This window comes from Methylophilales bacterium (genome assembly GCA_019823025.1).
GTDB lineage: Bacteria > Pseudomonadota > Gammaproteobacteria > Burkholderiales > Methylophilaceae > BACL14.
This window is the reverse complement of record CP081940.1, coordinates 155,114-180,536: the sequence shown is the minus strand read 5'-3', so window position 1 is coordinate 180,536 and position 25,423 is coordinate 155,114. Positions and strand designations below refer to the sequence as shown.

Here is a 25,423-nt window from a genome sequence, read left to right as displayed (position 1 = left end):
TAATTTATTTAGCTTTTGAAGATAAATATGTAGCTAGTAGAGATATTATAGCGGCAAGTGCTAAGTAATAACCTACGTAATGGACACCAAAATTACTCGAGAGCCAGAGTGCGATAAATGGTGCAAATGAAGCGCCCACAATGCCCGCGAAATTAAATGATAAAGAAGAGCCTGTGTACCTTACATTCGTCGGATAAAGTTCTGATAGGATTGTTCCTAGAGGACCATAAGTGAATCCCATTAGCGCCATCCCAATACAAAGAGTCAAAAGAAGGCTAGTGTTAAGTAATGGACCAAGCACCAATCCGAATAAAATAATACCCAGTGAAGCCATGATTAAAATTAACTTTCTTCCATAGCGGTCGGCAAGAACTGCTGAAATAGGAATAAATAAAGCAAAGAGCAGAACAGATTCAATTTGATTGCCTAAAAAATCTTCACGATTAATATTTAGGTCTGTAATCGCCCAACTCGCAATATAAACAGTCATTAAGTAAAAAAGTACGAACGTTGCTAATGCGATAAATGTTCCTAGAATCATGGGTGTCCTATAATTCTTAAACACCTCAACAAATGGAACAGCTATAGTTTTTTTATTTCTTTGGTTCTCTATAAATTCTGGTGTTTCGAGAATTGTTAACCTTACATATAGACCAATTAAAATTAGAACAGAGCTCAAGAGAAAAGGTATTCTCCAGCCATAATCAAAGAATTCAGTTTCCGTCATTGTGCTCGATAAGTATAGAAAAATACCGCCAGAGAGGATCAGCCCAATTGGGGCACCTAGCTGAGGGAACATACCATACCAAGCTTTTTTCTCAGGAGGGGCATTCTCAACAGCTAGTAAAACGGCACCACCCCACTCTCCTCCCAGACCAAAGCCTTGACCAAAACGACAAATAACTAAAAGAATCGGGGCAAAAATACCAATGGATTGATATGTTGGGAGTAAGCCAATTGCAACGGTTGAAACACCCATGGTGAGTAATGCAGCTACTAGGGTTGTTTTTCTACCAATACGATCACCAAAGTGACCAAAGAATGCAGAGCCTAATGGTCTCGCAAAGAAGGCAACAGCAAAGGTGGCAAGTGATTGAAGCATTTCTGTTGACTGGGTAGAGGCAGCAAAAAAAAGTGAGGGAAATACTAAAACAGCGGCATTTGCATAAATGTAAAAATCAAAGAATTCAATAGTGGTACCCGCCAAACTTGCGAACAAAACTTTAGCGGGTGAATTTTTTTTCATAATATTCTTGACCTATATATGATGACGGCTTGTCCAATTTTGATTGATTCTTTATCAACTATATTCCAAATAGTGGCATCTTCAATCTGAAATAACGCACCATCTGATGCTACGCGAATGCCCTTATAGTTCTCTATAAAGCCATGAGAGTTTACTTGATTTAATAGTTCATTTCTTTCTTTTTGTTCAGATTCAGGAGCCGTCATAGTCGTAGGCTGACCTATCACTTGGTCTAAGTTCACCTTAAAAAGAGATAGCGCTGCTCTATTTAAATAATTGAAAAAACCATTTAAGTCATGACTTGCTATCGGAAAAGGACATTTGTTAAAGGACTCAACCAGATTACCTGCATCCACTAACGGTAATGTTTTATTTGAATACTTTTCGAAAGAGCTATTGATTAACTCTAATTGATTAGCAATACTTGTCTTAGCGTCTATAATAAAACTCTTTAAAATTATAAGCTTGCTAACATTTCTTTGACAGTAACAAACTTTTCTCTTGGTTTTCCTAATAATAACCCATTATCAATTTCTTTTTTATCAATCACTTTCCAGTCTTCAAACGTTGTATAGCGTATATTTTTTTTATTTAGTACTTTTAACAAGCCAGCCTTACCTTCAGCATTAGATTGAATCAATATGGGAATATCTTTAAGAATGCTATCAACAGTATTTTGAGCGCACTCTCGATTGGTACCTATAACACCATGTGGACCACGTTTAACCCAGCCAGCCGCATACAAGCCTTTAATAATTTTTCCATCGCCACCTATCAGGTTTGAATTTTGATTAGATAGAGTTCTTTTAGGTTCATTTATGGGTAGGTTTTCTAATATAGTGCCTCTAAAACCGACGCTAGTAAAAGCCAGTCCACATCTTATTTCTATTAAGCGATCTGAAGTCTTACATGTCTGATTAAATGCAGCTCCTTCTAAATAAGTCTCTTCAAAGAAAGCACTTGATAACTGTTTTTTTCCTGCGAAATATTTCGGATTCATCATAAAATCAATGCTTATTTGAGTTTTATTGTTATCATTTATTGCTGAAAAATTCTCAGCATATGATTGCATCACTTTATAATTTTTATGGACTATAGTATTTGATATATCATCAAGCTCTAGTTGGGAAGCTGCATTAAGATTAAGGTATTTTGGGTCTAGTGAAACATTACAATTACTTAATTTACCAAGCTCATGGAATTCTTTAGTCGTGAATTTAGATTGAATTGGCCCACGTCTTCCAATCATATGTACATGCTTTAATGTTTTCTTAGATAATGTCTCCAGTGCATTCTCAGGAATATCAGATGTTCGTAAATCATCTATAGATTTACTTAAAATACGTGAGATATCAATTGCAACATTCCCATGTCCAATAACGATCGCAGTATCATGGTCAAAGTTAAATTCCAGATCCTGATAATCAGGGTGTCCATTGTACCAACCTATCAAATCATTGCATGGATAAACCCCAGTTAAATGCTCACCGTCGATTCCAAGAGAAATGCTGTCAGACATACCATTGCAAAAAACTATAACTTGGTAGTTTGATTTGATTTCTTCAAGACTGATATCCTTGCCTAATTCAACGTTGCCAAGAAAGTTAACAGAAGGCTGCTCAGCTATGGTGTCTAGAGTATTAGCGATACGTTTTAGTTTTTGGTGATCTGGAGCAACACCATAACGAATTAAACCATAGGGGCATGGTAATTTTTCTAAAATTGTAATCTCAGCAGATATACCAGAATTTATTATTGAATCAGCAACATAAAAACCGCTTGGGCCACTTCCAATGATTACTACCTTGAGCTGGTTTTTTGTTTTTAAGCTTGCCGTCACTAAAAACCTAAAGTTTTTTTACGATCTTCAGCACCTTCGTAAGCAGATTCTTTTTTGGTAATTATTGGAAACTTTTTTGCCTGTGTTTCATTTATGTCAATCCACTCCTCTAACTTATCTGGTAGGTCTATATCTTCATAGATCGCCTGAACTGGGCACTTGGGAATGCATGCACCACAATCTACGCAGACATCTGGATTAATATACAACATGTCTTCGCCAGCATGAAATGCAGAAACTGGACATGCCGTTACACACTCTGTAAAACGACATCGTTGGCAATTATCAGTGACTAATGTTGTCATAGTTTTTATACCTTCAAAAGGTTAATGAGTTATCTATCCGCTAGATGGGAGAGTGTCATATTTTGGAAAAATACTGTATTGATTGGATTATCCTGAAACTCATATTCAATATTTCCGCAATCACAACGGCCAAAATATGTACTCATAAACCTTATTCCTTATAAAGCTATGCCGCTAAGCTAACATCAACTAAATTATCAGAGAATGTTGGGGAATGGCCCATGTCCCCAAATTCAGCAAAGCTAATGCAATTAACTGTGCCATCATTAAGTTGGCGCCAATAACCCAATGTAGCAACTACAATACCAGCATTCACATCTTCAGAAATTTTTGCTACTCCTTTAAAAGAACCACGGTCATTAAAGACTTTAATAACTGACCCGTCTTTAATATTACGTGTTTCTGCATCTAATTTATTTAGTAAAATAGACTGTTCACCTTGTCCTTTTTGTTTCCTTGTATCATTGGCATAACAAGAATTCAAAAAGCCATGACTCTTAGGTGAAATAATATTAAGTGGAAAATTAGCTGCTAAGTCTGGATTCGTTGCTGGAGTTTCACGTGACTCAACATAATCGGGCAATGAGTCCAAATCTTCTCCTGGTTGGAAACCTTCGTACATTTGACGGAACGGACCTGCTACAAAGTTCTTAGCGCCTTCCACCTTAAAGTGGCATTTTCCAGTTTCGGTTGCGAATTCACCCTTAGCATGACGTGCACGCATATCTTTATCACCAAAATCTTTTAAGCGCGCGTAACCATGTTCACGAAGATAATCTAAATCAATGCCCTCACAAGTCGGTGCATCCCAATCTACAAAATTTTCTAAACACTCATGATCACTCCATTTAAAGTTTTCTTCTTCATAACCCATTAATTTGGCTAAACGTCTAAAGATTTCCATATTTGATATTGCTTCGCCTGGTGCCTCAATGCATTTTTCGTTGTAGGTAAGATAGAGATGGCCCCATGAGAGAATCATGTCTTCCATCTCTGCACCCATGGCAGCTGGCAAAACAATGTCTGCGTAAGCAGCTGTATCTGTAATAAAATGGTCAGCTACAACAGTGAATAAGTCTTCACGCTCTAGACCTTTTGCAATTTTATCAGTTTCAGGTGCTTGCGTCAGAGGATTAGTATTCCATATCATCATCGATTTAATAGGTGTCTTTAAATCTATCTCTCCTAAAAGTACGCGGCCTAACTGTAGGTTATTTACGACTTGTGTCCCTTCAGGAATTAAATCTGGACGACACATCACATCAAACTTATAAGGGTGCTCCCATACTGGGAATTGCAATGCTCCTCCGCCAACGTGCCGCCAAGCCCCAGTCAAAGCCGGTAAACATGTTACTGCGCGAATGGCTTGACTACCACCGTAGTTTCTCTCTAATGCAACTCCGATGCGAATTGCAGAAGGCTGTGACGTTGCATACTCACGTGCGAACTTTCGAATATCTTCAGCAGGTATGCCAGTAATTTTTTCTGCCCATTCAGGTGTGCGTGTTTTAGCGCGTTCTGATAACTCTGTAAAGCCTTCTGTGTAGTTATCAATGTAATCTTGGTCTTGCAAATTTTCTTCAATAATCACCTGCATCATAGCCATTGCTAGAGCACTATCTGTCCCTGGTTTAGGAGCAATATGCCAATCAGATTGTTTTGCTGTCCTAGATGCGAATGAGTCAACAACTACAATTTTTGCACCTTTTGCTTGAGCTTTTTTAATAATAGCCCAGTGATGTAAATTAGTGCTAGCAGAGTTGCATGCCCAAACAACAATATATTTAGAATGTATGAAACTTTCAGGATCTACCCCAGCAGTTGGCCCTACAGTCATTAACCATGCAGTACAAGAACCTTCTCCACAGAAAGTACGTTCAGTAACAGTTGCGCCCATGCGATTAAAGAAGGCATCGCCGCCATTTAAGCCATGCACTAAACCTTGATGACCTAAATAACTATTTGGCATGATTGCTTGCGGACCATCTTCTGCAATAATTTTTTTCCATTTAGTCGTAATCGTATCCAAAGCTTCATCCCACGTAATACGTTCAAACTGTTTAGTACCTTTAGGGCCTGTACGCTTCATTGGATACAATAAACGATCAGGATGATAATGCCGTTGTTCGTAATCTTTAAGTTTGACGCAAAGACCTCCCTGCGTCATTGGGTGATCAGGGTTTCCTGTCACGCTTATTAATTTTTTATCTTTTACCGTGAATACCATAGAGCAAGTATCCGGGCAATCATGCGGACAGCCGCCGTGAAAAGTTTCTACATCAAAATCTGCAGGTTTATTCATTAATCATCTCCTATATTCAAATTTATAATTAAACAAAAATTTTGATATTCTTAACTGATACCCTATGGATGTAAGTAAAAAACCTTGTTCATCACTTTCCATTTTCCATCAACTTTAAGCATATTAAAAAAATCAGTAAAACGAGACCCCTTCCAGTTATCAAGTTCAATTCTCACACTTGCTGCCGTACCTACTATTTCTATTTTTGATATGTTGAAAACTAAATCTGTCGCCGCACCATTGCCGTCATGCCAATCATATAAAGTCTGGATTGGCCCAGCGACTAGATCGGGGCCTACATAGCCATACCAAGCCGCATCATCATGAAATGAAGGTTTCATTTCAGACCCCTTTCCTGAAACTGCCCCTTTTAAATAATGGCTCGTTAGTAAATTAGTTATAGCTTTATAATCATTAATATCTGTGGTTGTAGTCATCACAATCTCCAAAGTTAGAATTACTTTGTTTAAAATTTAAAATTGTTAAATCTTTAAATTAAAATATTTGCTCAGTTATTTTCAAATAATGCAACCTTTAATTTAACTTTATGCCTATTAAATATTTTGTCAAATTACAAAGTATCTTAACTATAGATTCATGAAGTCTTCTTAGACAATAAAATCTAGAGTTTCAATCAAACACGTACCTTTGACCTTAAAGTAGGCAACAATAGCCAATAGTGGTTTTACTTTTAAAAGCAAATCTATTTTGTTATTTGACAACCTCAACTCGGGGTGTAGTATCTAACGTAGTTATTTAAATTTACAATTAAATTTTAATAATTGATCTTTATTAGCTTTTAAATAAATTTATGATTAAGTAAATTTTACTTTTAAATTCAACAGGAGGAATTTAATTATGAAAAATGCACTAGGAGTTAGTATTGCTTTAGTAGCTGTACTATGGACTTGGTTGGTATTAGCTGGTCCATTAAATGGCTTAGCATTAGTTTGGGCAGGCTTTATCGCATGGGGTGCTTATTTTACCGTAGGTAAAGACGCGCTAGGTAAAACTATTATGGCAACGATCTTTGGTTCATTTATGGCCATTGTCGCTGTTTTTATTTTAGCATTGATCGATGATTACTTAGGTCAGTTTGCTGCACCAGTTGCTGTAGGTATTACTGTATATATTCTTACAGCTGTTCCAAAACTTAATAACATACCAGCAAACGTATTAGGTTATGCTGCCACTTTTGGTTGGCTTCTAACAGAGTTAATTGCTCTAGAAGCTGCTCTGGCATCAGATGGTGGAAGTGTTCTTGAGATTGGTATGGGTCACCCATTTATATTAATGGTAATTTCATTTGTTGGTGGTGCAATTATGGCTAAGCTTTCAGAAATGTTAGCTTCAAAGTTAGGTTAAATATTAATTAGATATAAAAAAACCACCGTAAGGTGGTTTTTTTATACTTACAAATTTTATTGATTAAAGAAACTAATGCTTCGGCATCGGTCATTGATGAAAGTGATTTCAGTTTTTAAATAAGTCTTGCCCGGAGAGTATTCAACAACATGGCTGTAGTACCACATCTCCATCTTATCTTTCTTTTTATTCTTATTATCAGTTGGTCTTGAGATTACTTTACTTGCATCTTTTGGCTTAATCGCAATCTGTTTATCGTCTGGCTCACCAAGATACTTCAAAAAACGTGCCTTTGGTTTCCCACTAAAAATATTGATAAAATCATTTTCTGAGTAAACACGCTTATCCTCAGCATGGATATTAAACGCAAAGACAAAAAGAGCAAAAAAAACTGATAAGCGCTTCATATTTTCAAACATAATAAAATTCCTTTAAATCTAGTTAACATTTATTTTTAAGCCATCATATCCAACATAAATGGATTCTGGTAATAATTTTGATAGTGCATCATACTCGAGATCGTGTGTCATGTGTATCAGAATCGTTTTTTTAGCTTTTAACTCTCCAGCAACCTCAAGGCTTTCCTTAACAGAAAAATGCGTTGGATGAGGTTCATTTTTTAAACAATCTAATAATAGGACATCTAAGTTTCGCAGTTGTTCCATAGAGGTATCTGGTATTTTAGAAACATCAGTAAGGTAAGCCATATCTCCCATTCTATAACCATTAATTAAAGATCTTCCATGAAAAACTGGTATAGGCTTAATATTTTGACCAAATAACTCAATGGGTTCATTGATGACATTTGGCTTAAGAATTGGAACTTCCCAAAATCCATTAGGCTCGGTCATTGCATATTGAAATTTTTTATTTAATTCATCAATTGAAAATTGATTCCCATAAAGTGGAATTTGCTTTTTGTTAATTTGACAAAATGCCCTTAGATCATCAATGCCATGACAGTGATCAGCATGATGGTGAGTAAATAGAACAGCATCAACAGATGTAAGACCCTCCCTTAATGATTGCAAACGAAGATCTGGACTTGTATCTATTAGAATATTTTTACCGTTTTTTAGAGTCAAAAGACTTGAACATCGCGTCCGATAGTTTTTCTTATTATTTGAACGACAAGTACTACACTCGCAACCTACCACAGGGGTGCCAGCGCTTGCACCTACCCCCAATAGTGTTAACTGGTCTGACATTTAGAAAACAATGAAAAGAAATTCTCAGTTGTTGTTTTAGCAACCTCCTCAACACTGATATTTTTTATTTCAGCTATCTTTTCAGCCACATAAACTACGTTTGATGGCTCATTAAGCTTCCCTCTATTTGGGACGGGAGCAAGGTAAGGAGAATCTGTTTCGATTAACATTCTATCTAATGGAATTTTTTTTACAGTTTCCCTTAATGACTCTGCATTTTTAAAGGTAATAATACCTGAGAAGGAAATATAAAAATCCTGATCAATGGCCTGCTTTGCCATTTCATAAGTTTCAGTAAAGCAGTGCATCACCCCTTTTGCGCTTGACGCATTTTCTTCTTTCATTATTTGGATCGTATCTTCCCGTGCATTCCTTGTGTGAATAATGAGTGGTAATTTTGATTCAACTGCAGCTCTAATATGAGTTCTAAAACGTTCCTTTTGCCATAAAAGCTCTCCTGTAAGGCGAAAATAGTCTAAGCCAGTCTCCCCTATTGCGACAACCTTATTATTTCTGGCAAGTGAAGTAAGGGTTTTGATATCAGGTTCAGTAATATCCTCATAATCTGGATGAACCCCAACGGATGCAAAAATATTTTTATGTGCATTAGCGAGCTTAAGAACGCTCTCAAAGTTATCGAGTGTGACACTTACGCATAATGCATGAGTAATTAACTTTTCATTCATATTAGACAAAACGCTGTCTATATTCTTGTTTAGTTCTGGAAAATTAATATGGCAGTGTGAGTCTATGTACATAGTTTATTTAAAAATATTTCTATATTCGACCATAAGGTTATCAAATGAGATATCTTTATTGATTGGTTTATTTGAAATTAACTTAATATTATTCACGCTTTTCAGTAAATTTAATAATTTTGTGATGTCTGCGGCGTCAGAAAGTTTCTTTATATTTTCTTTTTTTGATTCAAAAAAATGATGTTTTCTTGTCATTTTAAATAAGAAAATATCATAAAGCCACTTTTGCAATAGGCTGATAGTTTCTCTAAAGTCTGCATTTAACCATTTAGGCTCAATTGCCATCAATTCAAAATCCCCTCCTTTTTTAAATTCATTGATCATCGTTGTAAATAAGTCACTGTCACTTTGATGGGCAATAACATCTAATGGCAGATTGCTAAATAAGGGAAGTTGTGGAGATAAATTTTCGTACCCTTCGGCTTTTAAAAATGTTTTTGCATCATCAGCCGAAGGTGTTGGTGTTTTAAACATTAAACACCGACTTATAATGGTAGGTAATAGGCTTGAAATATTCTGGGCTGTTAATATCAAATACGAGTTTTCGGGTGGTTCCTCTAGAATTTTTAATAGTGCATTGGCAGCATTAACAGTGAGACTTTCAGTATTATTAATTAAAATTACCTTTTTACCTCCAATTGAATGCGAGCTTAACTCAACAAATTTTTTTACATTCCTTATGGATTCAATTGATATATTTTTTGAAGCACCTTCCTCAGATTCATTATCAATGACTTTAAGGTCTGGATGTTCAGTTGATAGCCATTGGCAATCTTGGCATTTACCACAAGCCTGCATTGAATCTGTTAAGTTTTTGCATATTAATGAGGAGGCAAATACATTTGCGAATCTTTCTAAACCGGCACCTAAAGGCCCAATAAGTAAATACGCGTGGTGAAATTTATTAGTACTCGTGTTTAATTCTAACCAAGCTTTCTCTTGCCATGGATAGAGACTCATCCCACAACCCGATCAAGGTTTAATTTAATCTGATTTTGAATTTCTTCAATCGACTCTTCACTATTTAAAATACAAAATCTTGCTGGAGATGCTTTAGCGAGCAATAAGTATTTTTGCCTTATATTTTCATGAAAACCTTTCTCTTCCCTTTCGAACTTATCCAGCTCCCTTGTTTTATTGAGTCTTTCAATACTTACCTCTACAGATAGATCAAATAGAAAAGTGAGATCGGGTTGGAGGCTTGCTTGAACCCATTCCTTAAGGATATCAATTTTTTTCTCTTTTACTCCCTTACCTCCTGACTGGTATGCGTATGTTGCATCAGTGAATCGATCGCTAATCACAACTTTTCCCTCTGTAAGGTTTGGACGGATTACTTCCTCAATATGTTCGTTCCTTGCTGCAAACATCAATAAAGTTTCAGTTTCGGGACTCATCTCTTCGTGAAGTAAAATTTGTCTTAATTGCTCACCAAGCAAGGTCCCACCTGGCTCTCTTGTCATAACAAAATTTACACCCAAATCAGCAAGGTATTTTTTTATAAATTCCACATGAGTAGTTTTGCCTGCACCATCAACTCCTTCGAGTGTAATAAATTTTCCTAAATTATTCATCTTTGATATTTTTTTACAGCCTTATTATGCTCTTTTAAAGTTTTTGAAAAGTGATGTGTTTTATTATCACCTTTTGCAACAAAATAAAAAGCATTAGTTTCTGCTGGGTTAAGCGCTGCTTCGATTACATCAAAGCCTGGTAAACAAATTGGAGATGGTGGTAATCCGTTACGTGTATAAGTATTGTAAGGAGTATCGCGCATGAGGTCTTGCTTTGTGAGATTACCATTAAATTTTTCATGCATACCATATATGACTGTCGGGTCGCTCTGAAGAGGCATACCAATCCTCATACGATTTACAAAAACTCCTGCTATAAGGTTTGCTTCATCCCTATTCCCAAGCTCTTTTTCAATAATGGATGCCACAATTAAGGCTTCGTACTTATTTTTATATGGAAGATTGGGTGTTTTATTCTCCCATGCGAGATCAAGCCTTTGCATCATCATTTCATGAGACTCTTTTAGAATATCTGTACCAGAAGTTCCATTAAAAAAGTAATACGTATCAGGGAAAAATAATCCTTCAAGTGACTTTTCCTGAATGTTTAAACTTATTTTTAAGCTTTTAAGCGAATTAAATGATTCATTATTTGTTAGTAGCCTATTATTCTTTAATTTTTCTAGGTTTTCATTCAGCGTTGACCCTTCAATAAATGTGATTGGATAGAGGATTCCATTGCCACTTTCAAGGAGAGATAATATTTCATTGGGGCTAGTATTATTTTTTAAAAGATAATGTCCGCTTTTTATACTTTCTGACCTATTGCTCAGCTTAGCTAATAATTTAAACCTAAAAATATCAGGTAAAACACTTTGTTTTACAAGTTTATTAGCAATTTGAGTAATATTTTCTCCTTTCTTAACCTCAAGAAATGAATTTTTTTGATCAACATTTAGTGATATGAAAGGATAACTAATTACCCAGAAAAAAAATATGACAGCCATAGATTTTATAGCTAACAGATTTTTTTCTGATAGAAGGTTTTTATTAATTGGAATAATATTATTTATTCGTTTTACAACAACTGGTTTATTTTCTTTGAAAAAAACAAATGAATCATTCAAGATCTTTACTAGTAAGAGTTTTAATTTAATCAGATTCATTTAGTAGATTGTTAATTGAATTTGCTAAGGTCCCTTTTTCCCATTTGGTGTTTTTAAACCTTACAACTTGAAGTGCTCCAAAGATTGAATTAGACACAATGACTTCATCCGCCTTTTCTAATTGATTTAATGTTAGAGGTGAATAATCAATGGTTAAGTTAAGTTTTTTTACATTTTCGCATATAATTTTTTTTGTGACTCCGTGAATACCAAAGCTTCTATTGCTTGCTGTATTTAACTTACTGCCATACCTAATAAATAAACTTGACCTAGCACAATCACAAATATTTCCATTACTATCGAGCATTATTGCATCAAAAAAATTGTTACTTATGGCCTTTCTAGCTAATACATTTTCAAGTCTATTTAAATTTTTTAAACCAGGATGAGGAGATTTTGAAGTCTCAATATTAGATGTTGTTAGCCGAACACCTTTTTTAAAAATTTCGGATTTATTAATATTGAAATCAATTTTTAATAAAATTCTTGTGGGTTTTATTCCTTCATTAAAGTCATAACCCGTCATTGATTCACCGCGTGTAACTATTATTTTTGAAATAAAAATACCTTTAGCTGGAAATAGCTTTTGAATCTCTGTTAAAAGTGTTTTTTTGCTTGGTGATTTGATATCAATAACTTTTAAATCCATTGACAGTTTTTGATACTGATTTTTCCAATTTATGGGATTACCATCTTTAACAAGAAAGGTTCTAAATACTCCATCACCAAATGCAAGGCCACGATCAAAGGGGCTTAAAGAGTTTTTAGCGTCGCCATTAATTAAAAAATTTTTTGCCAATTTAAATTCTATTTAGCTTTTTTTAAATACGAGACTTCCATTGGTTCCACCAAATCCAAAGTTGTTTTTAAGTGCCGCCTTAATTTCAATTTCTCTTGCTTCGTTTGCACAATAGTCTAGGTCACACTCAGGATCTTGATTGAAAATATTGATCGTTGGTGGAGAGATTTGGTGATTAACTGCCAACGCAGTAAAAACTGATTCAATTCCACCTGCACCTCCTAGTAAATGCCCAGTCATTGATTTTGTTGAGTTAACAACCAATTTTTTTGCATGGTCATTAAAGGTCTCTTTTATGGCGTTAGTTTCATTTATATCACCCAGTGGGGTAGATGTTCCATGAGCATTAACATACCCTATTTCATCGTTATTAATTCCCGCATGGTTTAATGCGCTGAGCATTGATCTTTTTGGTCCATCCACTGTTGGAGCTGTAATATGGTGTGCATCTGCACTCATTCCATAACCAGCTAACTCACAATAAATTTTTGCCCCCCTTTTCTTTGCATGTTCGATTTCCTCTAAAACCATAATGCCTGCTCCCTCACCAATTACAAAGCCATCTCTGTCTTTATCCCATGGTCTTGATGCAGTTTTAGGATCATCATTTCTTGAACTCAATGCTTTTGCAGAACAAAAACCAGCGACAGTTAGGGGGGTAATTGCTGCTTCTGCCCCGCCAGCCACCATAACGTCTGCATCACCATATTCAATCATACGGCTAGCATCGCCTATTGAATGTGTTCCTGAGGTGCAAGCAGTGACAATTGATATATTAGGACCCTTAAGGCCTAACGCAATTGAAAGATTACCTGCTACCATGTTGATAATGGTCCCCGGAACAAAGAACGGTGAAATTTTTCTTGGGCCACCTGTTCTTAATAGCTCAGCCTGATTTTCAATTAGATTAACCCCTCCAATACCTGAACCAATAGATGTACCTATTCTGTGTGCATTTTTATCGCTTACTTCAATACCTGAGTCTTTAAAAGCTTCATGCGCTGCAACTAAACCATATTGAATAAAGGTATCCATTCTTCTGGCATCTTTTGGGTTTAAGTATTCTTTTGGATCGAAGTTTTTAACTTCGCCTGCAATGGTTGATGAGAAGGGAGTAGCGAAGCCATTTGTATCGAAGTTAGTTATATTTGAAATGCCTGATTGGCCTTCAATTATATTCTTCCAAGACTCATTGACACCGATACCTACTGGTGTAACCAAACCAAGCCCTGTGACCACTACTCTTCGTTTATTCATGAATGAACCCAGCTAAGATTGAAGTGGGCTCCAAGATTTTTTTTTATTTAAGGTTAGCGTTAATATAATCTATAGCTTGCTGAACCGTTGTAATTTTCTCTGCCTCTTCATCAGGGATTTCAGTATTAAATTCCTCTTCTAAAGCCATAACCAATTCAACAGTATCAAGTGAATCTGCGCCTAAATCATTAATGAAGGATGATTCGTTCTTTAAGCTTGCTTCTTCTGTTCCTAATTGTTCTGAAACTATTTTCTTCACTCTTTGTTCGATATCTGACATTAAAATTACCCCTTTTTTTAAAATAACAAATTAGTGTTGCGACATTTTATCAAATGAATTCAATTTTTCTAACCTTTTTTTTAATATTAAAAAAAAATACCTCTACTTTCTTATTTATACATTTATGCCATTAACATGCCGCCATTAATATGAATAGTTTCTCCAGTAATATAATCGGCGTCATCTGAAGCTAAAAATACAACAGCCTTTGCAATATCTAATGGATTTCCAAGCCTAGATAAAGGAATATGAGACAAAAGCTTTTCTTTTTGCTCATCTGATAAAGATTTTGTCATATCCGTATCAATAAATCCTGGAGCTACACAATTTACCGTAATTCCTCTATTACCGACCTCTTGGGCTAACGACTTTGTAAATCCAGTAATTCCTGCTTTAGATGCGACATAGTTTGTCTGGCCTGCATTACCCATGTGCCCTACTACAGATGAAATATTGATAATTTTCCCATACCTACTTTTCATCATACTTCTCAAAACAGATTTACTTAGCCTATAAATAGAGGTTAAATTAGTATTCAAAACACTGTCCCACTCTTCATCCTTCATTCTTACGAGTAAATTATCCTGTGTAATTCCAGCATTATTGACCAAAATTTGAATATCACCATATTTATCATTAATTGCTTTAATTAAATTTGTAATAGAATCACTACTGTTGACATCTAGGACCATTCCCTCAACTTTTCTTTCTTGCGCGGATAAAGCTTTTGAAATATTAGAGGCTCCATCAACCGATGTAGCGGTGCCTATAACAATTGCACCTTTGTCAGATAGCTCAGTTGCAATTGCCATACCAATTCCTCTGCTGGCTCCTGTCACTAAAACGACTTTATTTTGAATATTCATTTTTTTCCTAATCTCTTGTATGTAATTTAACTAATCTCTTTAAAATTTTCAATTGACTCCATTGAATCAATTGAAATGTTATTTGAATCTCTATTAATCCTCTTACTTAGGCTCGTAAGGACTTTGCCAGGACCAATCTCAAGAAAAATATTAAGTTTTTTTTCAATCATAAACTCCATAGACTGCGTCCATCTTACAGGATTGAATAACTGATGAAAAAGTCCTTCTTTGATTTTTTCTTCATCATCATAGGGAATTGCCTCAAAATTTTGCACTACAGGAAATATTGGTTTTGCAAAGTTAATAGAAGATAAAAACTCTTTGAATTCTATCGCTGCTTCTTTCATCAAGCTGCAATGCGACGGTACACTAACAGGAAGAATAATCGCTCTTTTAGCTCCTGCCTCTTTAAACACCTCAAGCGAGGTTTCAATTGTTATTTTTTCTCCGGCCACTACAACTTGACCAGGGGAATTAAAATTGACTGCCTCTATAACCCCTTTTTCCTTTAGGTTATTACAGATATTAATAACTTCACTGTCTTTTAAACCTAAAATTGCGGCCATCGCACCCTCATCACTTGTTACAGTGTTTTGCATTAACTCGGCCCTTTTTTTAACAATATGTAGTCCATTCTCAAATGAAAATACTTCTGCCGCCACCAAGGCTGTGAACTCACCAAGGCTATGACCTGCTGCAAAAGATGGGTGGTTAATGTTACTCTCCTTAAATACTCGCCATGTTGCAATACCGGCAGCAAGCATTAAGGGTTGCGTATTAATTGTTTGATTGATATTCGTATTTTCAATATTTACCATATCCCAAAAATTGGTATTTAGGATATCTGATGCTTGATCAAAAGTTTTTTTAATTAGGGAATTCGAAGTTAAATTTTGCATCATTCCTATTGATTGTGAACCTTGTCCTGGAAATAATGCTACAAAATCAGTCATATCACATCCTTATTAGTGCTGAGCCCCAGGTAAAACCACCCCCAAATGCTTCCATTAAAATTAAATGTCCTGGTTTTATTTTTTTTTGCTTAATCCCAAAGTCAAGCGCCAAGGGTATTGATGCAGCTGAAGTATTGCCTTGTTCATCAATAGTCACAATTAATTTATCCATACTCATATTTAATTTTTTTGCAGTGGCTTCAAGAATACGGATGTTAGCCTGGTGAGGAACAACCCAATCAATATCTTCTTTCGCAAGATTATTCGCATTTAATGTTTCATCAACAATCATATCAAGTGTATTTACCGCCATCTTAAAAACCTGATTGCCTTTCATATCAATAGTATCTTTTAAGCCTTGCTGCCCTTTTCTTGGAACATGAAGAAGCTCCTCATGTTCCCCTTTGGCATGTATATGAGTAGAAAGAATTCCTTCTTCATTTGATTTTGAGAGGATAACCGCACCTGAGCCGTCACCCCATAAAATTGCATTACTTCTGTCCGAATAATCAGTAATTTTAGACATTGCATCTGCACCTACAACTAATACATTTTTTGCAGACCCTGTCTTTATAAATTTATCAGCCACCGAAAGCGCATAAATAAAACCACTACAGACAGCTTGGATATCGAATGCTGCACATTCGTCAATGCCTAATTTTTTTTGTAAGATACATGCAGTGCTTGGAAATACTTTATCGGGTGTGGTAGTAGCAACTATAATTAAATCAATTTCACTTGATTGTATGTTGGCATCACTAATTGCGATTTTAGCTGCCTCATATGCCAGATCACTTGTTAATTCATCCTCAGCAACAATATGTCTTTTTTTGATTCCAGTTCTTGTGGTGATCCATTCGTCTGTTGTGTCTAGAGTTGACTCAAGGTCAGCATTAGTTAAAACCTTCGTAGGCAGGTAGCTTCCGCATCCTTTTATTTTTGAATAGTTCATTAGATTATTTTATATTATTGACTCAACTTTAAGTTGATCTTTAATTTTGGATATTACATCATTTTCTGATTCTGAAATCGTTGTTTCTAAAGCATGTATGAATGCAAATTCATCTGCACCTCCATGACTTTTAACTACAATCCCATTAAGCCCAAGGAATGAAGCCCCGTTATATCTACGAGGATCTAATCTTTTTTTAAATCGGTTCAAAACGGGAAGTGCAATAAGTGCTGAAATTTTTGTTAAAAAATTACGTTTAAATTCTACCGTTAGAAAATTTGCCATCATCTGAGCTAGGCCTTCTGTTGTCTTTAATGAAATATTTCCTGTGAAGCCGTCACAGACAACCACATCAGTAGTTCCCTTAAATATATCATCCCCCTCGACGTTTCCATGGAAGTTTAAATGACTATTTCTAAATAACTCTGCAGATTTTTTTACCACCTCACTTCCTTTCATCGCCTCACTTCCGTTACTTAATAACCCAATTGATGGGTTATTTTTTTTATGCAAAACATTTGTCAAAATTGATCCCATAATGCCGAATTGAAGAAGCTGTTCAGGGGTGCAGTCTGCATTAGCACCTAAATCCAGCATACATGTTGTACCGTTAGCACTAGGCAATTCACTTGATATAGCGGGTCTATCGATACCAGGCAACATTCTTAAAACAAAGCGGGCAGTTGCCATAAGAGCGCCTGTATTGCCTGCACTCACGCAGGCATCAACAACACCTTCTTTCACTAAATTAATACTCACTCGCATTGATGAGTCTTTCTTATTTTTTAATGCACTTTGTGGAAGCTCATCCATGCCAACAATTTGAGTCGCATTATGAATAGTAATTCTAGGATGATTTAGTGATTTTTTCTTCTTGAGTATTTGGGTAATTTCATCAGCATTACCCACTAAAACTATAGATATGTTCTCATATTTTTTTAAAATCTTTAATGATGCTGGGATTGTGACAGACGGACCAAAATCACCGCCCATTGCATCAACTGAAATTTTATGTTGCATCAGCTAATCGTAGACTGATGCCTACTCGCCTTTTGTCTCTATTACTTTTTTACCTTTGTAGAAACCTGATGCGCTGACATGATGTCTTAGGTGAGTTTCACCCGTTGTTTTTTCAATCGCTATTGCGGCATTTGATAGACCATCATGAGATCTTCTCATATTTCGTCTTGATGGTGATTTTTTACTTTTCTGAACGGCCATACAGTACTCCTAATTTAAATAAGCTAATTTTTCAAAGCTAGAAATTTTTTAATATCTGTAAACAAAGCTTTTACTCATTATTAAGCGGAGATTTTATCATAAAATCTATCTATTTTGAATTATACCTATTCCCAATTTTACCAAGAAAAGTAGCGGCTCAAAAGAAACTTTATATACTCTCGATATTACATAAATTCAAAATTGAATGATCATAGTTGGCAAAAGATTATTTTCAACATGTTATAATTGCCGGCTGAGATTGTGCAATTCAGTATACGAATTTCATAAATTAATAAAAGAACCTATCATCAAAGGACATAATTTTTGATATCAAAAATTCTTATTGCTAACCGTGGCGAAATTGCTGTTCGAATTATTAGAGCATGTAAGGAAATGGGTATCACAAGTGTAGCGATCTACTCCAATGCGGATAGACATGCATTGCATGTTAAGAAAGCTGATGAATCATATTTCATTGGATCTGACCCCTTATCTGGTTATTTAAATGCTCATTGGATCGCCAATGTTGCCGTTACTGCTGGGTGTGATGGGGTTCATCCTGGATATGGCTTTTTATCAGAGAATTCAAATTTTGCGGCTATTTGTAAAAAAAGAGGGTTACATTTTATCGGTCCTAGCTCAGAAGTCATCCAAAAAATGGGAGACAAAATTGAAGCTAGAAAAGCAATGATTAAGGCAGGAGTCCCAGTGATTCCTGGTAGCGAAGGAAACGTAAAAGATCTTGCTGAAGCTGTAAAGATTTCAAAAAATATTGGATTTCCTGTAATGATCAAGGCTACTAATGGTGGTGGTGGAAGAGGTATCCGCAGGTGTGATAATGAGAATGAAGTAGAGTCAAATTATGAGAGAGTCATTTCGGAGGCTACAAAGGCATTTGGAAGTCCTGAAGTATTTATTGAGAAATGTATACTAAACCCTAAACACATTGAGGTACAGATCTTAGCAGACCAGGATAATAATGCTATTCACCTATTTGAACGAGACTGTTCAATACAACGTAGAAATCAAAAACTAATTGAGATAGCTCCCTCACCACAGCTTAATGAAGAGCAAAGAACGTATATTGGTGATCTTGCTGTTAAAGCATCCAAAGCTGTAAATTATCAAAATGCAGGTACTGTTGAATTTCTCCTTGATAGCGAAAATAATTTTTATTTTATGGAGATGAATACACGCTTGCAAGTAGAGCATACAATTACAGAAAATATTACTGGCGTTGATATTGTTCAAGAGCAAATTAGGATTGCAAGTGGATTAAACCTGAGATACAAGCAAGAAGAAATACAACACAGGGGCTACTCTATTGAATTTAGAATTAATGCAGAGGATCCAAAACAAGAATTCGTACCATCTTTTGGTAAAATTACGAGATATTATGCAGCTGGTGGCCCTGGGGTAAGGACGGATGCATCAATTTATACAGGTTATATAATCCCTCCCTACTATGATTCAATGTGCGCTAAACTCATCATTTGGGCTTTAAATTGGGATGATGCAGTTACAAGAGGCATTCGGGCGCTTGGAGATATTGGTGTATTTGGTGTGAAAACTACTATTCCCTATTATGTCGAAATTCTTAAAAATGAAAAATTTATTGGGGCTGACTTCAACACTAGTTTTGTTGAATCAAATCCTGAACTAACTGACTATAATGAGGAGTTGCCCCCTACTGTGATTGCTGCAGCTATTGGGGCGGCAATTGCTGCTCATGAAGGGATTTAAAAAAATATGAAAAAAATTGATATAACAGAGCTTGTTCTCAGAGATGGTCATCAATGCCATATAGCAACAAGATTAAAAACTGAGGATATGCTGCCTATATGCCCACAACTTGATGCTTTGGATTTTTGGTCTATTGAAGCATGGGGTGGTGCAACCTTTGATGCGTGTGTCCGATATTTAAAAGAAGATCCATGGGAGAGATTGCAAAAACTAAGAAAAGCGCTTCCCAACAGCCGTATCCAAATGTTATTAAGAGGCCAGAATCTTCTTGGGTATAGACATTACTCAGACGATGTTGTTGATCTTTTTGTAAAAAAATCTGTTGAAAATGGTGTAGATATATTTAGGATTTTTGATGCTATGAATGACATTAGAAATATTGAAACATCCATCAAAGCAGTTAAGAAATATAAAAAACATGCTGAGGGAACCTTAAGCTATACAACATCGCCAGTTCATAATAATGAATACTTTTTGGAAATGGCAAAAAAATTAGAATCTATGGGTAGCGACACCTTAGCAATAAAAGATATGGCGGGTCTACTCACACCTCAATCTACAAAAGAACTTGTATCATTACTGACAAAAAATATCAGTATTCCAATTCATGTTCATAGTCATGCTACTGCTGGTCTTGCAAGTCTAAACCTAATAGCCGCGGTCGAGGCTGGAGCTACAATTATTGATACTTGTAATTCAAGCTTCTCTGAGGGCGCTAGTCATCCAACTACAGAATCTATAATTGCTGCCCTTCAAAGTATGGGTTATGAGATTAATATTGATATAGCTGCAATAGACTCTATAAGCGAACATCTCCGAGAAGCACGTAAAAAATATTGGCAATTTGAATCAGAATTTACAGGCGTTGATCCGAGAGTTTTATCAAATCAAGTTCCTGGTGGAATGATTTCTAACTTATCTAATCAATTAAAAGATCAAGACGCGCTCGATAAAATGGATGATGTTTTAAAAGAGATACCCGAAGTAAGGAAGGACTTAGGTTACCCTCCTCTAGTTACGCCAACATCACAAATTGTTGGTACTCAAGCGGCATTAAATATTATTACTGGTTCGAGGTACAAAACAGTCACTAATGAAGTTAAAAATTACTTTCTTGGACAATATGGAGCTGCTCCAGGAAAAGTTAATGAAGAAATAAAATCTAAGGCTATTGGGGACCAAAAACCAATAACTTGTAGACCTGCAGACGAACTAAAGCCTGAAATTGAAAACCTTAGAGTCAAAGCGGACGAAATTATAAAAAGTGATGAGGACCTCCTAACATATGCAATGTTCCCTGATTTAGCGACCTCATTCCTCAAAGAAAGAAACGCAGGCTCACTTGTTCCAGAAGAATTACTAATAAAAAGTGAAGCTAATGATGCGAGTAATCGCTATGCACCATCTGAGTTTAATATTACGCTTCATGGGGAAACCTATCATATAAATCTAACAGGTTCTGGTAATTCAGGGGATCCTGAAAGACCATTCTATGTATCTGTTGATGGGATATCAGAAGAGGTTCTAGTTGAAACTCTGGATCAAGTTATTGTGAGTGATGGCAATGGGAAAAATCTAGATGTTAGTGAAAAAACAAACCAAGGGAAAGCATCAAAACATGCGCGACCTAAGCATGATGGATGCGTCACTACCGCCATGCCCGGAACAATTATTGATATCAAAGTAAAAGTGGGTGATAGCGTTAATGCAGGCGATAGCGTAATTGTGATAGAGGCAATGAAAATGGAGAATGAGATACAGGCCTCAAAATCTGGAATTGTTGTTGCGATTCATGTTGCAAATGGTGACAGTGTGTCTCCAAATGAAACACTCATCGAAATCCAACCTCAGTAACTAGAATGAAGTTATTTCTTTATGAGTAAAATAATTCTTGCGTCTTCATCAATCTATCGTCAAGAACTACTTAAAAGACTCCCTGTAAAATTTACGTCTACTTCACCTAATATAAATGAGGAAAGAATGAATGATGAACCTTTTGAAGACCAAGCAAGAAGGCTTTCAAACGAAAAGGCAGAGGCAATTGCAAAAAAAAATCCATCAGCATTTGTAATTGGCTCAGATCAAACAGCAGAATTTAATAATAAAGAGGTAAGAAAACCTCTAAGTATTGAAAATGCCTTTATTCAATTAAGTGAACTCAGCGGACAAACATTAAATTTTTATTCAGGTTTATGCTTAAAAAATATACAGAGAAATATTTCTACCGATGCAGTCGTTAAATTCTCAGTAACTTACAAAAAACTTTCTGAAGAACAGATAAAAAATTATCTTAAAATGGAAGATCCCACTCAATGTGTGGGAAGCATAAAATCTGAAGGTCTTGGAATTTCCCTATTAGAAGTAATTCAATGTAATGATCCCACGGCTGTTATTGGGCTTCCATTGATTAAGCTATCACAGATGTTTGAAAAATATGGAGTTATTTAATTGGAGAAGGATACTAGAAATCAAGGGGAATTATTTCTTATTCCCATATCAATTGAACAAGAATTTAATAATGATTTTCTTTTAGAAGAGGACAAAAAAAAATTAAAAAAAATTAAAAATTTTATTGTTGAAAATCCGAAAACTGCAAGAAAAGCACTTAAAAAACTTAATCTAGATCAAAATCTCCAAGATCTTAATATTGTTGAGCATAGCAAAAAATCTTCATTAGAATCAATCGAAAATTACTTAAAACCAATCTTAGCTGGAGAGAGCATAGGGTTATTGTCTGATTCAGGAACTCCATGCATTGCAGACCCAGGAGCTTTCATAGTCTCTAAAGCACATGAGCTCAAAATTAAGGTAAAACCTTTAGTTGGTCCTTCATCCATTATTTTAGGATTAATGGCATCAGGATTTAATGGGCAAAACTTCTGCTTTCATGGCTACGTGCCCATTGAAGAAAATAAAAAAATAGATTTTTTTAAAGAAATTCAAAAAAATATAAAAACAAAACAGGAAACACAAATTTTTATTGAAACGCCTTATCGGAATAATAAATTATTAACAGATATTTTGAAAATAGATAATGAATGTATAAAGCTTTGTGTGGCAACTAATTTAACTGATACCGACCAGGTAATATTAAGTAAATCATTAAAGGAGTGGCGTCGTAATAAAACACCTGATCTCTCAAAGAAACTATGCATTTTTCTTTTAAATTAAATCTTTAACAGGCTTAAAGGTTTTTCTATAAATCTCATTTACACCATATTTTTTAATTAAAGAAATATGTTTTTTTGTTGGATACCCCTTATGAGAGTTCAGCTCATAATGAGGAAACAATTCATGCAAAGATTCCATATATTTATCTCTCTCGACTTTAGCAATAATTGAAGCTGCTGAGATTGATGGAATTAATGAATCGCCCTTTATTATTGCAGTTAAATTGCATCCCTCTATTTTGGGTGTATAAAGTCCATCAACATAGCAATCAATAGGCTTCTTATTTAACTTTAGTATTGCCCTTTTCATTGCAAGTAATGAAGCATTTAGAATATTTAATTCGTCAATTTCTTCAACACTTGCGGATGCAAAAGTATATTCAAAAGATTTTATTTTTATCTCTTCATAAATGTCATTTCTTTTTTTGGGAGAAATTTTCTTTGAATCATCTAAATTTTTTATTTTCAAATCATTATCTAGAATGACTGCTGAAGCAAAAACAGGTCCGCATAAAGGCCCCCTTCCAGCTTCATCAACTCCACATATATGGGTCATTTAAGGTAAGGCTTTATTATTTTAAAAATTATAGATGATGTATTCCTTTTTAAATCTTTATGAAGCATATTAAATTTAGACTCAATTTTTTTTGAGTATTTTTTATCTTTAATAATTTCACAAGCTTTTTCACTTAATAGATTTGGCGTTGCTCTATGTTGCAGCATTTCAGGAATAAAATTTTCATTAAGTAAAATATTTGGCAAGCTTACATATGGAATTAAACGCACCATTTTCCATATAAAATATGAAATCCAAGAGCCCTTATAAATTATAATCATCGGCTTTTTATGTAATGCAATTTGCAGTGATGCAGTTCCTGAAGCTGCTATAGCGATATTTGCAGAACTCAGTATTTCATCGACCTTCCCATTGATCAGCTTAATATTTTTAGTAGGATTATTTCTCATCCGACCTTTTATAAAATTCACATTTTTAACATTTGTTGCAGGTATTAAAAATTTAGCATCTGGATAGACTTCAAATAGATTTTGGGCTGTTTCAAGCAAGGTATCAGTATGAGCTTTCAATTCACCCACTCTACTTCCTGGTAAAAGAGCTATTACGAGTTCATCACGATTAAGTCTCAATGCCTTACGGTATTTATTCATATTTGATTGTAATGGGATTTTATTTGCTAAAGGGTGGCCAACAAAAGTTGTTTCTATACCAACTTTCACAAACAATGGTTTTTCATGGGGAAAAATTGAAAATATATGGTCAGTAGATTTTTTTATCTTATAAACTCTATTTGGCCTCCACGCCCATACCGATGGAGCAACGTAATGAAAAGTTGGTATACCACTTTGTTTAAGTTTCTTTTCAATATAAAAATTGAAATCAGGAGCATCTACACCAATAAAAATATCTGGTTTCTCATTTCTTAAATAATTAATTAACTTATATCTTAAAAAAATTAACTTTGGGATATTTGGAATTACTTGAAAAACACCATACAGAGAAAGATTTGAATAATCGAAAAAGGACCTTAATCCCTGTTGTTTCATTAAGGATCCTCCTACCCCAATAAACTCAATATTCTTTACTTTAGACCTGACATAAGCCATGAGCTGCGAAGCAATCAGATCTCCCGATGGCTCACCTGCTAATATGGCTATTTTAGCCACTTGGTCTTATAAGTCCTCTATTTGATCTCTCAATAAAGTCTATGTAAGCACCTACTTCAGACGAGGATAGTACAAGCTTAGAAAGCTCTTTTTTTGCCTCATCTACTGAGTGATCTCTCATATATATAACCTTGTAACCATTCTTGATATCGCTAATTGTTTTGGCAGTAAAGCCCCTTCTCCTGAGCCCTTCAGAATTTATTCCATTTGGAAATGCCATTCCACCCTTACTAACAGCTCGAACATAAGGAGGTACATCCTGAGAAAGCAATGTGCCCCCCATTGTTATAGCATGTTGACCGATTTTACAGAATTGATGTATAGCTGTTAACCCACCTATTATTACATAATCATCAACTTCTACATGTCCAGCAAGCGTAGCGCTGTTGGCAATAACTATATTATTTTTAACGATACAGTCATGAGCAATATGAACATAAGCCATAATCCAATTATCATTTCCAATTAAGGTTTTTTTGTTTCCTTCGACTGTCCCGGTATTTATTGTACAAAACTCTCTAATGGTATTTCTATCACCGATCTCAAGCAAAGTTTCTTGATTTTTATACTTCATGTCCTGAGGCTGCTCGCCTATTGATGAACTATGATATATCTTATTTGATTTACCTAATTTTGTATGACCAGTTATATTTACATGGTTACCAATTTCAGTGTCTTCGCCAAGCTCAACTGACCCTCCAATTACTGAGTAAGCACCAACCTTTACATTGTTATGTAATATTGCGTCTTGGTGAATGATAGCGGTAGGATGAATATCTTGCTCAAATTCCATTG

The 25,423-nt window shown here is 35.2% G+C and carries 28 protein-coding genes; 5 read left to right on the top strand and 23 right to left on the bottom strand.

Going from position 1 to position 25,423, the window contains the following annotated elements:
- Positions 1-4: 4 nt before the first annotated feature.
- From K6112_00970 to K6112_00945, 6 genes are all read right to left on the bottom strand, one after another.
- On the bottom strand, positions 5-1,249 hold the full coding sequence (locus K6112_00970; GenBank protein ID QZP18443.1) for an MHS family MFS transporter: 1,245 nt from the start codon (positions 1,247-1,249) through the stop codon (positions 5-7).
- Complete coding sequence (locus K6112_00965; GenBank protein ID QZP18442.1) at positions 1,243-1,764, bottom strand: MEKHLA domain-containing protein; 522 nt, start codon at positions 1,762-1,764, stop codon at positions 1,243-1,245. The genes K6112_00970 and K6112_00965 overlap by 7 nt, the downstream gene beginning before the upstream one ends.
- A complete protein-coding gene (locus K6112_00960; protein QZP17959.1) occupies positions 1,704-3,086 on the bottom strand; it encodes a pyridine nucleotide-disulfide oxidoreductase in 1,383 nt (460 codons plus the stop codon). The genes K6112_00965 and K6112_00960 overlap by 61 nt, the downstream gene beginning before the upstream one ends.
- Positions 3,086-3,391, bottom strand: coding sequence for a ferredoxin family protein (locus tag K6112_00955; protein ID QZP17958.1), 306 nt, complete (start codon positions 3,389-3,391; stop codon positions 3,086-3,088). Before K6112_00955 ends, K6112_00960 begins: the two co-directional genes overlap by 1 nt.
- Positions 3,392-3,557: 166 nt before the next feature.
- Positions 3,558-5,693 (bottom strand): molybdopterin-dependent oxidoreductase, encoded by a 2,136-nt coding sequence (locus K6112_00950; GenBank protein QZP17957.1) that lies wholly within the window; start codon positions 5,691-5,693, stop codon positions 3,558-3,560.
- 62 nt (positions 5,694-5,755) lie between these two features.
- Positions 5,756-6,130: a nuclear transport factor 2 family protein gene (locus K6112_00945; GenBank protein ID QZP17956.1), complete on the bottom strand. Its 375-nt coding sequence runs from the start codon at positions 6,128-6,130 to the stop codon at positions 5,756-5,758.
- A 421-nt stretch (positions 6,131-6,551) separates the two neighbouring features.
- Here K6112_00945 and K6112_00940 point away from each other — a divergent pair, with 421 nt between their 5' ends.
- Positions 6,552-7,058, top strand: coding sequence for a DUF1097 domain-containing protein (locus tag K6112_00940; GenBank protein QZP17955.1), 507 nt, complete (start codon positions 6,552-6,554; stop codon positions 7,056-7,058).
- Positions 7,059-7,114: 56 nt separating this feature from the next.
- On the opposite strand, the gene K6112_00935 is transcribed toward K6112_00940, so the two are convergent.
- The 14 genes from K6112_00935 to rpmF form a co-directional block, all read right to left on the bottom strand.
- Positions 7,115-7,465, bottom strand: a complete 351-nt coding sequence (locus tag K6112_00935; GenBank protein ID QZP18441.1) for a hypothetical protein — start codon at positions 7,463-7,465, stop codon at positions 7,115-7,117.
- A gap of 30 nt (positions 7,466-7,495) precedes the next feature.
- On the bottom strand, positions 7,496-8,266 hold the full coding sequence (locus K6112_00930; GenBank protein ID QZP17954.1) for an MBL fold metallo-hydrolase: 771 nt from the start codon (positions 8,264-8,266) through the stop codon (positions 7,496-7,498).
- Positions 8,251-9,024 (bottom strand): TatD family hydrolase, encoded by a 774-nt coding sequence (locus K6112_00925; GenBank protein ID QZP17953.1) that lies wholly within the window; start codon positions 9,022-9,024, stop codon positions 8,251-8,253. Before K6112_00925 ends, K6112_00930 begins: the two co-directional genes overlap by 16 nt.
- A 3-nt stretch (positions 9,025-9,027) precedes the next feature.
- Complete coding sequence (locus tag K6112_00920; GenBank protein QZP17952.1) at positions 9,028-9,984, bottom strand: hypothetical protein; 957 nt, start codon at positions 9,982-9,984, stop codon at positions 9,028-9,030.
- Positions 9,981-10,598, bottom strand: a complete 618-nt coding sequence (gene tmk / locus K6112_00915; GenBank protein ID QZP17951.1) for a dTMP kinase — start codon at positions 10,596-10,598, stop codon at positions 9,981-9,983. The genes K6112_00920 and tmk overlap by 4 nt, the downstream gene beginning before the upstream one ends.
- Positions 10,595-11,704, bottom strand: a complete 1,110-nt coding sequence (mltG, locus tag K6112_00910; GenBank protein ID QZP17950.1) for an endolytic transglycosylase MltG — start codon at positions 11,702-11,704, stop codon at positions 10,595-10,597. Before mltG ends, tmk begins: the two co-directional genes overlap by 4 nt.
- Positions 11,691-12,503 carry an aminodeoxychorismate lyase gene (pabC, locus tag K6112_00905; GenBank protein QZP17949.1) on the bottom strand — a complete coding sequence of 271 codons (813 nt, stop codon included), beginning with the start codon at positions 12,501-12,503 and terminating at the stop codon, positions 11,691-11,693. Before pabC ends, mltG begins: the two co-directional genes overlap by 14 nt.
- Positions 12,504-12,515: 12 nt before the next feature.
- Entirely contained in the window at positions 12,516-13,760 is a 1,245-nt protein-coding gene (fabF, locus tag K6112_00900) for a beta-ketoacyl-ACP synthase II (GenBank protein QZP17948.1), read from the bottom strand.
- A gap of 43 nt (positions 13,761-13,803) precedes the next feature.
- On the bottom strand, positions 13,804-14,040 hold the full coding sequence (gene acpP / locus K6112_00895) for an acyl carrier protein (protein ID QZP17947.1): 237 nt from the start codon (positions 14,038-14,040) through the stop codon (positions 13,804-13,806).
- A 122-nt stretch (positions 14,041-14,162) separates the two neighbouring features.
- On the bottom strand, positions 14,163-14,906 hold the full coding sequence (fabG, locus tag K6112_00890; protein QZP17946.1) for a 3-oxoacyl-ACP reductase FabG: 744 nt from the start codon (positions 14,904-14,906) through the stop codon (positions 14,163-14,165).
- A gap of 26 nt (positions 14,907-14,932) precedes the next feature.
- Positions 14,933-15,859 (bottom strand): ACP S-malonyltransferase, encoded by a 927-nt coding sequence (gene fabD / locus K6112_00885; GenBank protein QZP17945.1) that lies wholly within the window; start codon positions 15,857-15,859, stop codon positions 14,933-14,935.
- Position 15,860: 1 nt separating this feature from the next.
- Positions 15,861-16,811 carry a ketoacyl-ACP synthase III gene (locus K6112_00880; GenBank protein ID QZP17944.1) on the bottom strand — a complete coding sequence of 317 codons (951 nt, stop codon included), beginning with the start codon at positions 16,809-16,811 and terminating at the stop codon, positions 15,861-15,863.
- A 9-nt stretch (positions 16,812-16,820) separates the two neighbouring features.
- Positions 16,821-17,831: a phosphate acyltransferase PlsX gene (gene plsX, locus K6112_00875; GenBank protein ID QZP17943.1), complete on the bottom strand. Its 1,011-nt coding sequence runs from the start codon at positions 17,829-17,831 to the stop codon at positions 16,821-16,823.
- Between the two features lie 21 nt (positions 17,832-17,852).
- Positions 17,853-18,032 carry a 50S ribosomal protein L32 gene (gene rpmF / locus K6112_00870; protein ID QZP17942.1) on the bottom strand — a complete coding sequence of 60 codons (180 nt, stop codon included), beginning with the start codon at positions 18,030-18,032 and terminating at the stop codon, positions 17,853-17,855.
- A 324-nt stretch (positions 18,033-18,356) separates the two neighbouring features.
- On the opposite strand from rpmF, the gene K6112_00865 reads away from it, so the two are divergent.
- From K6112_00865 to K6112_00850, 4 genes are read left to right on the top strand one after another with little or no spacing between them, the layout of a single operon-like run.
- Positions 18,357-19,775, top strand: coding sequence for an acetyl-CoA carboxylase biotin carboxylase subunit (locus K6112_00865; GenBank protein QZP17941.1), 1,419 nt, complete (start codon positions 18,357-18,359; stop codon positions 19,773-19,775).
- Positions 19,776-19,781: 6 nt separating this feature from the next.
- The gene (gene oadA, locus K6112_00860) at positions 19,782-21,629 is read left to right on the top strand and encodes a sodium-extruding oxaloacetate decarboxylase subunit alpha (GenBank protein QZP17940.1); all 1,848 of its coding nucleotides are present in this window, start codon (positions 19,782-19,784) and stop codon (positions 21,627-21,629) included.
- Positions 21,630-21,650: 21 nt separating this feature from the next.
- A complete protein-coding gene (locus K6112_00855) occupies positions 21,651-22,223 on the top strand; it encodes a Maf family nucleotide pyrophosphatase (GenBank protein QZP17939.1) in 573 nt (190 codons plus the stop codon).
- On the top strand, positions 22,224-22,946 hold the full coding sequence (locus tag K6112_00850) for an SAM-dependent methyltransferase (GenBank protein ID QZP17938.1): 723 nt from the start codon (positions 22,224-22,226) through the stop codon (positions 22,944-22,946).
- Here the strand turns inward: K6112_00850 and K6112_00845 are convergent.
- Genes K6112_00845 through lpxA form a run of 3 tightly spaced genes read right to left on the bottom strand, consistent with a single transcriptional unit; the run spans position 22,938 to position 25,421 of the window.
- Complete coding sequence (locus K6112_00845) at positions 22,938-23,501, bottom strand: ribonuclease HII (GenBank protein ID QZP17937.1); 564 nt, start codon at positions 23,499-23,501, stop codon at positions 22,938-22,940. The two genes, K6112_00850 and K6112_00845, sit on opposite strands and share 9 nt — an antisense overlap.
- Positions 23,498-24,628, bottom strand: a complete 1,131-nt coding sequence (lpxB, locus tag K6112_00840; GenBank protein QZP17936.1) for a lipid-A-disaccharide synthase — start codon at positions 24,626-24,628, stop codon at positions 23,498-23,500. Before lpxB ends, K6112_00845 begins: the two co-directional genes overlap by 4 nt.
- Positions 24,621-25,421, bottom strand: coding sequence for an acyl-ACP--UDP-N-acetylglucosamine O-acyltransferase (gene lpxA / locus K6112_00835; protein QZP17935.1), 801 nt, complete (start codon positions 25,419-25,421; stop codon positions 24,621-24,623). The genes lpxB and lpxA overlap by 8 nt, the downstream gene beginning before the upstream one ends.
- Positions 25,422-25,423: the final 2 nt, after the last annotated feature.